The following is a 12,432-nucleotide window of genomic DNA, read 5'->3' as shown; positions in this document are numbered from 1 at the left end:
CAGTGTTGGCGCAATGCTTCCAAGCAGTTCGTTACCATATAGGACTCAAACAGCCTGTCAATACAAGAGTCGCTGGTCTGCAAACGAACGGCCGGTCATTTATGAAAACGCTGATCGTTTAGGAACAATTCCTGTTGCGCTGAACGACGGCCAATGCTTTACTGGCCACAAGATTTCTCAACCGCACAGGGGACCCATGCAAGGGCTTTACGATCTGAATGAATGCAAGGACAATTGCGGCTTCGGCCTGATTGCCCATATCAAGGGCGAAACCAGCCACCGTTTGGTGCGAACCGGCATCGAGGCGCTGACCTGCATGACCCACCGCGGCGGGATCGCCGCCGACGGCCGCACCGGCGACGGCTGCGGCCTGCTGCTGCAAAAGCCGGACGCGTTCCTCCGCCAGGCGGCCCGCCTCTGCGGGGCCGGCGAACTGACCCCGCTCTACGGGGTTGGCGCCTTGATGCTCAGCCAGGACAAGGGCCGGGCCGAGGAGGCGCGCGCCGTTGTCGAGGCCGAGCTGACCGCGCAGGGGTTGCAGCCGGCGGGCTGGCGAGAGGTTCCCACCAACCCCGACTGTCTAGGGCCGATTGCCCTGGCCTCTCTGCCGCGATTCCTCCAGGTTTTTGTCAACTGCGAGGAGTTGAGCCGCGAACAACTGACCGCCCGGCTGCTGATTGCCCGAAGAAGAGCGGAAAAACGGCTGATAGCCGACCCGGAGTGCTACATCGTCAGCCTCAGCGAGGGCGTGGTGGTCTACAAGGGGTTGATGATGCCGGTTGACCTGCCCGGCTTCTTCCCCGACCTGGCCGATCCGGCCCTGGAGAGCGCGATCTGCGTCTTCCACCAGCGCTTTTCCACCAACACCATGCCGCGCTGGCCGCTGGCCCAACCCTTCCGTCTGCTGGCCCACAACGGCGAGATCAACACCATCAGCGGCAACCGCAATTGGGCCGAGGCGCGGACGGGCAAGTTCAAGACCCCGCTCCTGCCGGACATCGAGGCCATTGCGCCGCTGGTCAACCGCACTGGTTCGGATTCCTCCAGCCTCGACAACATGCTCGAAGTCCTGGTCGCCGGCGGCATGGACCTCCACCGGGCGGTGCGCATGCTCATCCCGCCGGCCTGGCAGAACGTCGAACACCTCGACGCCGACCTGCGCGCCTTCTACGAATTCAATTCGATGCACACCGAGAGCTGGGACGGTCCGGCCGGCCTGGTGATTTCCGACGGCCGTTATGCGGTCTGCGCCCTAGACCGCAACGGCCTGCGCCCCTCGCGCTGGGTGCTGACCCGCGACGACTTCCTGACCGTGGCCTCGGAAATTGGCGTCTACCAATACGACGCCGGCGAGGTGGTTGCCAAAGGCCGCCTCGGTCCGGGCCAGATGCTTTCGGTCGACACCCAAACCGGCGCCCTGCGCCACACCGGCGAGATCGACGAGCAACTCAAACGCCGCCACCCTTACAAACAGTGGCTCAAGGACAACACCCTGCGCCTCGAAGGCGCCCTGGACCAGGACCGGGCCACCAGGGAGCTGGAAGGCGAGCCGCTCAAAACGGCGATGAAGATGTACCAGGTCAGCTTTGAGGAGCGCGACCAGCTGTTGCGGCCGCTGGCCGAAACCGGCCAGGAGGCCACCGGTTCGATGGGCGACGACACCCCGATGGCGGTGCTTTCCCGCCAGCAACGGCCGCTCTACGACTTTTTCCGCCAGCAGTTCGCCCAGGTGACCAACCCGCCGATCGATCCCCTGCGCGAGGCGGTGGTGATGTCGCTGGAAACCTGCATCGGCCCGGAACAGCAATCGATCTTCGAGGAATCGGAGCAGCACGCCAGCCGGGTCATCCTCACCTCGCCGGTGCTCTCCACCGAGAAATACCGGGCGCTCGTCCATCTCGACCGCTGGGGCTACCGACTGTGTCGGCTGTCGCTCGGCTATGATCCGCAAACCCACAACATGCGCCAGGCCATCGAGGGGCTGTGCCTCCAGGCGGCCGAAGCGGTCCGTTCCGGCTGCGTCCTGCTGCTGCTCACCGACCAGGACTGCGCCCCGCCCCTGTTGCCGATCCACGCCCTGCTGGCCACCGGCGCGGTGCACCACCACCTTGCCCAGGCGGGCCTGCGCTGCAACGCCAACCTCCTGGTCGCCACGGCCACGGCGCGGGATTCCCACCAGATTGCGGCCCTGATTGGTTTCGGGGCCACCGCGGTTTATCCCTATCTCAGCTATGCGGTGCTGGCCGATCTCTGCCGCAGCGGCGAGTTGGACCTGGCCCCGGACCTGGCGATCAAGCAGTACCGCAAGGGCATCAAGAAGGGCCTCTTGAAAATCATCTCCAAGATGGGCATCTCCACCGTGGCCTCGTACCGGGGGGCGCAGTTGTTTGAGATCATCGGCCTGGACGAGGAAGTCGTCAACCTCTGTTTCCCCGGCACGCCCAGCCGCATCCAGGGGGCGGGCTTCGCCGACCTGGAGGCCGACCAGAAGATCCTGGCCCGGGCGGCGGTCAGCCCGCGAAAACCGATCCAGATGGGCGGTCTGCTCAAATTCATGCACGGCCAGGAATACCACGCCTTCAACCCCGACGTGGTCACGGGGCTGCAGGCGGCGGTCAAGAGCGGCGACTACAACCAGTGGCAAACCTGCGCCGACCTGATCAACCGCCGCGAGCCGGCCGTGCTGCGCGACCTGCTCGGCCTGCGCCGCGACCTCAAGCCCATCCCCATCGACCAGGTGGAACCAGTGGAGGCTATCATCCGCCGCTTCGACACCGCCGCCATGTCGCTGGGCGCGCTCTCGCCCGAGGCCCACGAAGCCCTGGCCGAGGCGATGAACAGCATGGGCGGCCGCTCCAACAGCGGCGAGGGCGGCGAGGACCCGGCCCGCTACGGCACGCAAAAAGTTTCCAAGATCAAACAGATCGCCTCGGGACGCTTTGGCGTTACCCCGCACTATCTGGTCAACGCCGAGGTGCTGCAGATCAAAATCGCCCAGGGGGCCAAGCCCGGCGAGGGCGGCCAGCTGCCGGGCGGCAAGGTCAACGGACTGATTGCGCGTCTGCGCTACGCCGTGCCCGGCGTCACCCTGATCTCGCCGCCGCCGCACCACGACATCTACTCCATCGAGGATCTGGCCCAGCTGATCTTTGACCTCAAGCAGGTCAACCCGGCGGCCCTGGTTTCGGTGAAGCTGGTGTCCCGGCCCGGCATCGGGGCCATTGCCGCCGGCGTGGCCAAGGCCTACGCCGACCTGATCACTGTTTCCGGCTACGACGGCGGCACCGCCGCCAGCCCGGTCTCCTCGATCCGCCATGCCGGTTCGCCCTGGGAACTGGGCTTGGCCGAGGTCCATCAGACCCTGCAGGCCAACGACCTGCGCGACAAAATCCGACTGCAGACCGACGGCGGCCTCAAAACCGGGCTCGACGTGGTCAAGGCGGCCATGCTCGGGGCCGAGAGCTTTGGCTTCGGCACGGCGCCGATGGTGGCGCTGGGCTGCAAGTATCTACGCATCTGCCACCTCAACAACTGCGCCACCGGCCTGGCCACCCAGCGCGACGACCTCCGCCGCGACCACTACCAGGGCACGGTCGCCAAGGTGGTCAACTATTTCCGCTTCGTCGCCCAGGAAACCAGGGAGTGGCTGGCGCTGCTCGGCGTGCGCAGCCTGGAGGAACTGGTTGGCCGGGTCGACCTGCTCGAACCCGTGGCCGGAGTCACGCCCCGGCAGCAGCGGCTTGATCTCCGTCCCCTGCTCCACACCGACAGCCTGCTGGCGCAAAAGCCCCGCCACTGCACCGTCAGCCGCAATCAACCCTTTGACAAGGGACCGCTGGCCGAACAGATGGTGCGGGACATCCTGCCCGCGATTGAAGCCAAAACCGGCGGCGCCTTTGCCTACGCCCTGACCAACGGCGACCGCGCCGTCGGGGCCCGGCTCAGCGGCGAGATCGCCCGACGCTGGGGCAACCAGGGCATGGTGGATGCGCCGATCAAACTCAAGCTGACCGGCATTGCCGGCCAAAGCTTCGGGGCCTGGAACGTCGGCGGTCTGGAACTCTACCTCAACGGCGACGCCAACGACTACGTCGGCAAGGGCATGGCCGGCGGCAAGATCGTGCTCCGGCCGCCGCACCGCTCGACCTTCAAGACCGAGGCCGCCAGCATCATGGGCAACACCTGCCTCTACGGCGCCACCGGCGGCCGATTGTACGCCTCGGGTCAGGCCGGCGAGCGGTTTGCGGTGCGCAACTCCGGCGCCCATGCGGTGGTCGAAGGGCTGGGCGATCACGGCTGCGAGTACATGACCGGCGGTCTGGTCGCCGTGCTCGGCCCCACCGGCAGCAACTTCGGGGCCGGCATGACCGGCGGCTTTGCCTATGTGCTGGATCTCGACAACAGCTTTGTCGACAAATACAACCACGAACTGGTGGAGATCCAGCGCGTCCACTCCGGCTACATGGAGGAGCACCGCAACCACCTCCACCGGGTGATCGAGGAGTTCTGCCGCGAAACCAACAGCGACTGGGGCTGGCGGCTGCTGGACGATTACCTCGACTACATCGGCAAGTTCTGGCTGGTCAAACCCAAGGCCGCCGATCTCTCCGGCCTGCTCGACCGACTCCGCCAGCGCGGCGAATAAACCTTTTTACCTCACGGCGCCCCCATGAAAGAACGTCTCAACAATGTGTTCCAATTCCTCGACGTGGAACGGAAACTGCCGCCCAAGACCAACATCCTCACCCGCAAAACCGCCTTCCGCGAGATCTACCAGCCGGTGGACGAGGCCCAGCTCCAGCACCAGGCACATCGCTGCCTGGCCTGCGGCAACCCCTACTGCGAGTGGAAGTGTCCGGTGCACAATTACATCCCTAACTGGCTGAAACTGCTCTCCGAAGGCAACCTGTTGGCGGCGGCGGAACTCTGCAGCCAGACCAACTCCCTGCCTGAAATCTGCGGCCGGGTTTGCCCCCAGGATCGCCTCTGCGAAGGGGCCTGCACCCTGAACGACGGCTTTGGCGCGGTGACCATCGGCAACATCGAAAAATACATCACCGATCAGGCCTTGGCCCAGGGTTGGAAACCGGACATGAGCGGCGTGGTCTGGAGCGACAAGCGAGTGGCGGTGATCGGGGCCGGGCCAGCGGGCCTGGGCTGTGCGGACGTGCTGGTGCGGGCCGGGGTGCGGCCGGTGGTCTTTGACCGCTACCCGGAGATCGGCGGGCTGCTGACCTTCGGCATCCCGGAGTTCAAACTGGAAAAATCGGTGTTGGTGCGGCGGCGGCAGTTGTTCGCCGCCATGGGTGTGGAATTCCGGTTGGGCGTGGAGATCGGCCGCGACCTCAGCCTGGATCAGTTGCTGAACGAGTTTGACGCGGTTTTTTTGGGCATGGGAACCTACCAGTTCATGAAAGGCGGCTTTCCCGGTGAAGATGTGCCCGGCGTCCATGACGCCCTGCCCTTTCTGATCGGCAACGTCAGCCAACGCCATGGCTATGAAGGGCTGGCCCCGTTTATCGACGCCGCCGGCAAGCGGGTGGTGGTGCTGGGCGGAGGCGACACCGCCATGGACTGCTGCCGCACCGCAATCCGCCAGGGCGCGGCCAGCGTCACCTGCGCCTACCGGCGCGACGAGGCCAACATGCCCGGCTCAAAGCGGGAGGTGACCAACGCCCGGGAGGAAGGCGTGCAGTTCCTGTTCAACCAGCAGCCAGTGGGAATTTTGGGGGATCATCGGGTGGAGGGGGTGGAACTGGTGACCACCGAGTTGGGCGAGCCGGACGCCAGCGGTCGACGGCGGCCGGTGGTGGTCGCGGGCAGCCAGGTCACGGTGACGGCGGACCTTGTTTTGATTGCCTTTGGCTTTCGCCCCAACCCGCCCGCCTGGTTGGCGGCGCACGGCATCGCGCTTAACGACCGCAACCGGGTTATCGCCAGCGAATCAGGCGAGTATCCGCTCCAGACCACCAACCCCAAAATTTTTGCCGGCGGCGATATGGTGCGCGGCTCCGACCTGGTGGTCACCGCCGTCTGGCAGGGCCGGCAGGCGGCCAAGGGCATCCTGGCCTATTTGGAGATTGACTGAGCGGCAAAACGCGCCCATTGTCTGGCCGGCACCCTCTCGACGGGCCTTGCAGCCGCGCAGGCTGCAAGCGCGCACACACCCTGCCGGCGTGATTGCACCCGGAGACATTTCATAACTTGGAGAAGGCAGAAATTTCCCGGCATTGCTCCACACTACGAATCGCCCCGACTGCACACTGACCGGATGTCGTGGAATATGCACTCCACTGGGCCATGCCGATTTGGCTGGCGGAACTGAAAAACCGTGTCCACACCGCCCAGCAACGGGCGCCCCTGGCGATCAACCGCGAACTGGCGCCGCTCTACTGGCAGATCGGGTGGGAATTCTGATCCGGCAGGCCCAACAGGGCTGGGGGCCAAGATTATCGAGCGGTTGGCCCTGGATCTGCCAACGCCTTTCCCGAGATGCAAGGCTTTTCGCCCTGTGTTGTGCCCTGTATGCCAATCAGAAAAGCTGAGATTGAGCGGTGATCAGAAAAGAAAAACCCCGCCAATACAACCTTGGCGGGGCATGGGGCTGGACAGGTGGACCAGCGACGGGCCTACCAATTGTCCTTGCTCAGGACCTGACTCACATCCACACAGCGATTGACCTCCTCAGCGGTCAGGTCCTCCTTCCTTTTAATAACCTTTATCTCCTTGAATTGGCACGCATATTCATTTCCGTCCTTGTCCCGGATCCAGACCATTTCTTCATATCCCAAGCCGGTTTTGCCACTTTCGTTGCTCATAACACCCTCCATGTTTAATTTTGCACTGTGTTGCTCAGTAATCGCATAACAACATGCCATCGCATGTTGCCGACCGTGGAAAACATACTTGCACCTTCTTAAAATGATTCCGAAAAATGCGGTTGCAGCCAAAACCAATAAATTAGACACACCCGTAACAACAGTCAATCTGTAGTGCATATCAGCCTGTGTTTATTGCCAGCCAGGCCACCAAAATCGTCTTCCCGTGGCTATTTCCCCTCATGTGCAAGAAGAAATTGGCCGCGAATCTCTTCAAGACGGCTGCGGTTCTTGCCAAGATCCGAATAGCCCAGTCGTGAAGCGGAGCGGACGTGGATGACTGCATTCGCTCGGTCCAGCCAAAATTCACCATCATCGACAAACAGGAGTGTGCGCAGTTCAACCCGCAGGTAGTCGGTTAAATCATCCACGACGGTTGCATCGCTCCGCGCTGAAAGAACCTCTTTGAGGTGAGCAAAGGCTGCACTGGGTTCACCACTCACTGCCAATGGCGCTATTCGGTGGACTTCGCTCTCAGTCTGGCTCGAAACACAGTTGGGCGAACTCGGGCACGGGGCGAGCATCCCCTCCCTAACTCCCAAGTTATTGGGACGCTCACCAGCGCAACCGGCCAATCCAAGCAATCCAAGAGCCATACCGACAATCCTCCTTGTCATTTTTTTCATCGTTGGTCTCCTGACCCAGGCAGCGGAAGACACCACTGTCTGTATTTCCATGTTTGCGGGGACTTCCACATATTGCGACACCTTTCATTGTTTTCTCCAGTTCTCCTGCTCCTTGCTCAAGGTTATATTGGACGACGACGCTGCGCGGTTGACGAGCCCCGATCTCAGCAGGCGCTCAACGAGGCTCCAACAGGGGGAAGAGCAAAGCCCCAGCCTTTGGTCAGGGTTTGGGCCGCGTTTACTCGTAGTGCCTCCTAACGCAAACCACATCGCTATTTTTCGTCAAAACAGCGATAGGTCCGCGCTTTGTTAGGGGGCGCGGTGAGCAAGGAAACTTTCAGCAGGATGAGCAGAGTCAGGCCCCAGCTCAGTCCGATCTGCACTAAGCTGGGGACCAGTTCCGCGCCAAATGCGGCGGCGCCGAACCTGACCCCCGCCCAGTAGGCAAGGCCGCCGGAAACACTCCCCAACAACGCGCCAAGGCAATAGCGGCCGGATAGCCAGCCCAGCGAGTAGTGGAGGGTCATGGCGAACTGAAGCCAGAGGACGAGAATCCAGGCCGGCGGCAGGGCCGGATGGAAACTGCCGATGGGGAAGTCCAGCACGCCTGTGCGGATATGGACGCCGTCGACCACCAGCCCAAGCAGCAGGCCTGTCAGCAACAGCAGGCTTTCGCGAGCTGCATTTCTCACCAGAATCAGGTGCGCCAGCACCAACAGCAGTCCGGCCGCTGTCGCCAGCCACGGATATCCTGCGGCCGCCCCGAGTACGCAAACAAACCATCCTACTTGAAACAAGCCGTAATTGAGCAGCGATGTCCACGTTTGGGCGCTGAACATTATTGTTGTACTTGCTCCACCGGTTCACCCATCCTGGCCAGCACCAGATGATAATTCCGCACCAGACGGTTGCGGAACCCTGCCTCGCAGTAACTGAAATAGTATTCCCATTTGCGCACAAAAGTCGGTTCAAATCCCAGGTCGAGAACCTCCTGTCGCTTATCGAGAAACGCAGCACGCCAGAGTTGCAGCGTGCGGATATAGTGGCTGCCGATATCCTCCATCTCGACGATGTTGAGGCGGGTCTTGCCGCTCATGGCGGAGACCATTGCCCCGACTGAGGGCAGGTGGCCGCCGGGGAAGATATGTTTGCGGATCCAGTCGGAACCGGCCCGATAGGCGCCGTATTTTTGGTCTGGGATAGTGATGGCTTGGATGACTATCCGTCCGCCGGGAGCGAGCAACTTATCCAGAGTCGAAAAATAGACCGGCAGGTGGGGATGGCCGACAGCCTCGAGCATCTCGATGGAGACGATTTTGCTGAAGCTACCCTCGACATGGCGGTAATCGGTGAGGAGGATTGTGATCCGATCCGCCAGCCCTTCTTCCTCCACCCGCCGGGTGGCCCAGTCGAACTGCTCGCGGGAAACCGTGATTCCCGTCAGGCGGCACCCGGTCTGCCGCACCGCCTCAAGCGCAAAACCGCCCCAGCCACAGCCGATCTCAAGCACATGGTCTGCCGGGCCGATGGCTGCTTTATCGATGACTGCCTGGAACTTGTTGTATTGTGACTGCTCGAGGCTGTCGTTACGGTCGAGAAAGATGCCGCTGGAGTAGGACATGGTGGGATCGAGAAAGAGGGCATAGAGCTCGTTGCTCAGGTCGTAATGCTCGCTGATGTTGCGTCGGCTGCCGGCCGGGGTGTTGTCGCGCTGGCGGTGAACCATCAGGTTGACCAGCCGCCCGGCCAGGGCCGGCCAGATCCGCCGGTCGTTGACTGCTTCCTCCCTGAGGTTGAGGAGGGAGAGCAGGGCAACCAGGTCCGGGCTGTTCCAGTCCCCGTCCACATAGGCCTCGCCGAAACCAATATCGGCAGTCAGCATTGCGCGCTGAAAAAACCGATGCTTGACCACGTGCATGGCCACCTGCGGCGAACCGTCGGGTTGACCGAAAATCAGCTGCTCGCCTTCGGGCAGGGTCATGGTCATCTGGCCATGGTCGAGTTGGCTGAAAAAATGAACCATCACCTTGCGCCCCAGCCGCTCAAGCAGGCTCGGCGGGGACTGGCGCAGGGTCAGGGGTGAGCAGGGGTCAGGCTTGGTGTAGACCTTGAGCCGTTTTTGGAAAAAGAGACGCCCAGCCTGCCAGAGAATGCGGGGAAAAGTCAGAACTGCCCGCAGCGGATGGAAGTAAACGGTCCGCGCCAGCGTCCCAGGGGTCAATGGCCTGGCCGTGCCGGTGAACGAGGCCACCAACGCCGGTTTGTCCCCATCGAGACAGAAGGTGATTTCCAGCAGCAGGGTGTTTTCCGGCGGGCTGAGGCGGAAGGCGTACCGGCCTTTTCGCGGGAAAAAAGGGGAGACGTGAAAGGCCTTGTCGGTCCCAAAGGTGAGGTCGCCGGACTCGTTCCGGAGAACGTAGAGATGGGTTTCGCCAAAGGTGTTGTTCACCTGGGCGAGGACGCAGAACACCTTGTTTGCCTGATCGTAACAGTAAAAAAAGCTGACCGGATTGAAGACATAATGGAACTGCCGCAGGGCGGTGACGAGAACGACGCGGGCGGCAGGCTGGTTGATGCCGTTTTCTTCGAGCGCCCGGTTGACCTTGGCGATCAGGGGCGCGTTGCCGGGATACAGGTAGTCGCGGTCATGGAGGGCGAGCGGTCGGATTCGGTTATGGCCGAACCAGAACGAGTCGCGGTCCAGCTGTTCCAATTCGTCGAGGTCCAGGGCAAAGAGGTGGAGGCTGTAGACAAAGCTGTGCTCGACCTCATGGGTGCGGGCGTGGCGAAGCTGCCCGGTGAAAAGTTGCGAGTTCATGCTTTATCCTGCAAAAGTTTGACCGCCTGGACACTGGAACGAACCGCATCCTCATGGAATCCGTAGCCGAAATAGCTGCCGCAGAAATAGGTGTTATTGACCCCGTTGAGCGTCGGCAGCGAGGGCTGGGTTGCCATGGAATCGACGGTATAGGTGGGGTGATGGTAGATCATGCGGGCAATCACTTGACTTTCGTCGTAGTCGCCGGGCCGGTTCAGGGTGACGAGATACTGTTTGCGGGTGGTCAACCCCTGGAGCAGATTCATGCTGTAGGTGAGGTACACGGGCTGATCCGCCGTATTACCCGCTTCCCTCCGAAAATTCCAGCAGGACCAAGCCCTGGGCATGGAAGGCAGCACCGACACATCGGTATGGAGGACCGTGTTGTTAGCCTCGTACCGCCAGGGGCCAAGAAGCCGCTTTTCTTCCGGGGTCGGATCACCAAGCAAGCGGAGCGCCTGATCGGCATGGGTGGCGATCACCACCTGGTCAAAGCGCTCCGGGGGCTGACCGGCGCTGGCTACCAGGACGCCGTCATCGGTGCGGTCCAGTCGCTCCACTCCGGCCTGCAGGCGGATCGTGCCGGTGAACGCCTGGGTAAAAGCCTTGACATAACTCCAACTGCCGCCGCTCACCGTCCGCCAACTCGGTCGGTTGACAAAGGTCAGCAGGCCGTGATTGCGGAAGAAGAGGAGAAAGGACCGGGCCGGGAAGGCGGCGACCTGGCCGGCCGGGGTCGACCAGATGGCGGCGGCCATGGGTTTGAGATAGTTTTCGACCATAAAAGGCATGAACCGGCGCCGGATCACCCATTGTTCCAGGGTTCCCAGGTCGTGGCCCGCGTCTAGATCCATGTTCGCCTGCTTGCTGAAACGCCCAATCTCAAGGAGAAAACGATAGAAGTGTGGTTTCAATAGGTTGGATCGCTGGGCAAAGAGGCCGTTGAGATCATTGCCGGCATACACCAAGCCGGTCTGGAGGCACTGGAAGCCGAACGACATCTCCGTCCGCCTCGATGGCACCTTGAGTTCCTCCAGGAATTGGATGAAATGGGGATAGGTGGCCTCATTGAAAACGATGAAGCCGGTGTCGACCGGGGCGCCGGCATCCGGACCATCGGGGACAGGGATGGTATGGGTATGACCGCCGAGGTAGTCGCCCTGTTCCAGCAGGGTGACGTCATGGGTTTTCTGAAGGAGGTGGGCGGCTACAATGCCGGCCACACCGCCGCCGATCACCGCAACTCGTTTTCGGGGTGTCCTGTTATCTGATGGGTTCATGAATGTTCCGGCTTGCCGGTGGAGGTAGGAGTGCCCGGCCCCTTTTTCGGGAGCCAGGGGAAAAAGGCGTTGGTCCTGGCCTTGTAGGCCTCGAACTGGGGATTGCCAAGGTATTTGGCCTCAAGCATGGGGATGCCGGACACTTTGAGGAGGAGAAAGCAGATGGTCAGCGGGCTGATCAGACCCCAGAGGCCTGCCGGTGATCCCAGTCCAATAATAAAAATACCCCACCAGAGAACGGCTTCACCAAAATAGTTGGGATGACGGGTGTAGCGCCACAACCCCTCCTCGATGGTCTGGCCGCGATGGGCCGGGTTCTGTTTGAAACGGGTCAACTGCCAGTCGCCGACTGCCTCGAAGAAGAACCCGACTCCAAAGAGCAGGATGCCCAAGAAATCGGTCCAACGCGGACCACCGCCGGGACTGGCGATGGTGAGCAGGATCGGCATCGCCACCACAAAAACCACTGCCCCCTGGAGCAGATAGATCTGGAGAAAACTCCGCCAGATTATGGTCTTGCCCCAGGCCTCACGGAAGGCTTGGTAACGAAAGTCCTCCCCCTTGCCCCTGTGGCGCAGGCCGATATGCAAACCAAGACGCACCCCCCAGAGCGTGACGAGAGCAAGCAGCAGCAGGGGGCGGAATCCCGCACTGCCGCCAAACAGCCAGGCGCCCCAGGAGGCGACCACAAAGGCCGGGCCGTAGGCTATGTCAATCAGGCTATTGTCTTTGGCAAGCAGGCCGATGACAAACATGCAACTCATGTAGGCCAGGAGGAGGAGCGCCGCACTTTCTAAAACGCTGGCCATGATCATCACGCTGCAATCATT

The 12,432-nt window shown here is 61.9% G+C and carries 9 protein-coding genes; 3 read left to right on the top strand and 6 right to left on the bottom strand.

All coding sequences use genetic code 11. The features are described 5' to 3' along the window. The first annotated feature begins 196 nt into the window (after nucleotides 1-196). The 3 genes from gltB to RCH93_RS11445 all read left to right on the top strand — a co-directional run bounded on the left by gltB (nucleotide 197) and on the right by RCH93_RS11445 (nucleotide 6,417). A complete protein-coding gene (gltB, locus tag RCH93_RS11455; protein ID WP_306548542.1) occupies nucleotides 197-4,645 on the top strand; it encodes a glutamate synthase large subunit in 4,449 nt (1,482 codons plus the stop codon). Between the two features lie 24 nt (nucleotides 4,646-4,669). Next, nucleotides 4,670-6,088, top strand: coding sequence for an FAD-dependent oxidoreductase (locus tag RCH93_RS11450; protein ID WP_306548541.1), 1,419 nt, complete (start codon nucleotides 4,670-4,672; stop codon nucleotides 6,086-6,088). Between the two features lie 188 nt (nucleotides 6,089-6,276). Then, complete coding sequence (locus RCH93_RS11445) at nucleotides 6,277-6,417, top strand: hypothetical protein (protein WP_306548540.1); 141 nt, start codon at nucleotides 6,277-6,279, stop codon at nucleotides 6,415-6,417. A 212-nt stretch (nucleotides 6,418-6,629) separates the two neighbouring features. Here the strand turns inward: RCH93_RS11445 and RCH93_RS11440 are convergent, their stop codons facing one another. From RCH93_RS11440 to RCH93_RS11415, 6 genes are all read right to left on the bottom strand, one after another. After that, nucleotides 6,630-6,998: a hypothetical protein gene (locus tag RCH93_RS11440; protein WP_306548539.1), complete on the bottom strand. Its 369-nt coding sequence runs from the start codon at nucleotides 6,996-6,998 to the stop codon at nucleotides 6,630-6,632. A 50-nt stretch (nucleotides 6,999-7,048) separates the two neighbouring features. Beyond that, entirely contained in the window at nucleotides 7,049-7,495 is a 447-nt protein-coding gene (locus RCH93_RS11435) for a DUF1499 domain-containing protein (RefSeq protein ID WP_373693289.1), read from the bottom strand. Nucleotides 7,496-7,776: 281 nt separating this feature from the next. Then, the gene (locus RCH93_RS11430; RefSeq protein ID WP_306548537.1) at nucleotides 7,777-8,343 is read right to left on the bottom strand and encodes a DUF2878 domain-containing protein; all 567 of its coding nucleotides are present in this window, start codon (nucleotides 8,341-8,343) and stop codon (nucleotides 7,777-7,779) included. Beyond that, the gene (locus RCH93_RS11425; RefSeq protein WP_306548536.1) at nucleotides 8,343-10,322 is read right to left on the bottom strand and encodes a DUF1365 family protein; all 1,980 of its coding nucleotides are present in this window, start codon (nucleotides 10,320-10,322) and stop codon (nucleotides 8,343-8,345) included. The genes RCH93_RS11430 and RCH93_RS11425 overlap by 1 nt, the downstream gene beginning before the upstream one ends. Further along, nucleotides 10,319-11,602 carry an NAD(P)/FAD-dependent oxidoreductase gene (locus tag RCH93_RS11420; protein ID WP_306548535.1) on the bottom strand — a complete coding sequence of 428 codons (1,284 nt, stop codon included), beginning with the start codon at nucleotides 11,600-11,602 and terminating at the stop codon, nucleotides 10,319-10,321. Before RCH93_RS11420 ends, RCH93_RS11425 begins: the two co-directional genes overlap by 4 nt. Further along, nucleotides 11,599-12,411: a DUF1295 domain-containing protein gene (locus RCH93_RS11415; RefSeq protein WP_306548534.1), complete on the bottom strand. Its 813-nt coding sequence runs from the start codon at nucleotides 12,409-12,411 to the stop codon at nucleotides 11,599-11,601. The genes RCH93_RS11420 and RCH93_RS11415 overlap by 4 nt, the downstream gene beginning before the upstream one ends. Nucleotides 12,412-12,432: the final 21 nt, after the last annotated feature.

Source organism: Desulfobulbus sp. (assembly GCF_030824455.1).
Classification (GTDB): Bacteria; Desulfobacterota; Desulfobulbia; order Desulfobulbales; family Desulfobulbaceae; genus Desulfobulbus.
The sequence above is the reverse complement of the archived record's forward strand: the minus strand, read 5'-3'. Positions and strand labels throughout refer to the sequence as shown.

What these genes read in the sequence shown, in the direction of transcription:
- gltB (WP_306548542.1), top strand. Translation starts at nt 197, where the DNA reads ATGCAAGGGCTTTACGATCTGAATGAATGCAAGGACAATTGCGGCTTC.
- RCH93_RS11450 (WP_306548541.1), top strand. Translation starts at nt 4,670, where the DNA reads ATGAAAGAACGTCTCAACAATGTGTTCCAATTCCTCGACGTGGAACGG.
- RCH93_RS11440 (WP_306548539.1), bottom strand. Translation starts at nt 6,998, where the DNA reads ATGCACTACAGATTGACTGTTGTTACGGGTGTGTCTAATTTATTGGTT.
- RCH93_RS11435 (WP_373693289.1), bottom strand. Translation starts at nt 7,495, where the DNA reads ATGACAAGGAGGATTGTCGGTATGGCTCTTGGATTGCTTGGATTGGCC.
- RCH93_RS11430 (WP_306548537.1), bottom strand. Translation starts at nt 8,343, where the DNA reads ATGTTCAGCGCCCAAACGTGGACATCGCTGCTCAATTACGGCTTGTTT.
- RCH93_RS11425 (WP_306548536.1), bottom strand. Translation starts at nt 10,322, where the DNA reads ATGAACTCGCAACTTTTCACCGGGCAGCTTCGCCACGCCCGCACCCAT.
- RCH93_RS11420 (WP_306548535.1), bottom strand. Translation starts at nt 11,602, where the DNA reads ATGAACCCATCAGATAACAGGACACCCCGAAAACGAGTTGCGGTGATC.
- RCH93_RS11415 (WP_306548534.1), bottom strand. Translation starts at nt 12,411, where the DNA reads ATGGCCAGCGTTTTAGAAAGTGCGGCGCTCCTCCTCCTGGCCTACATG.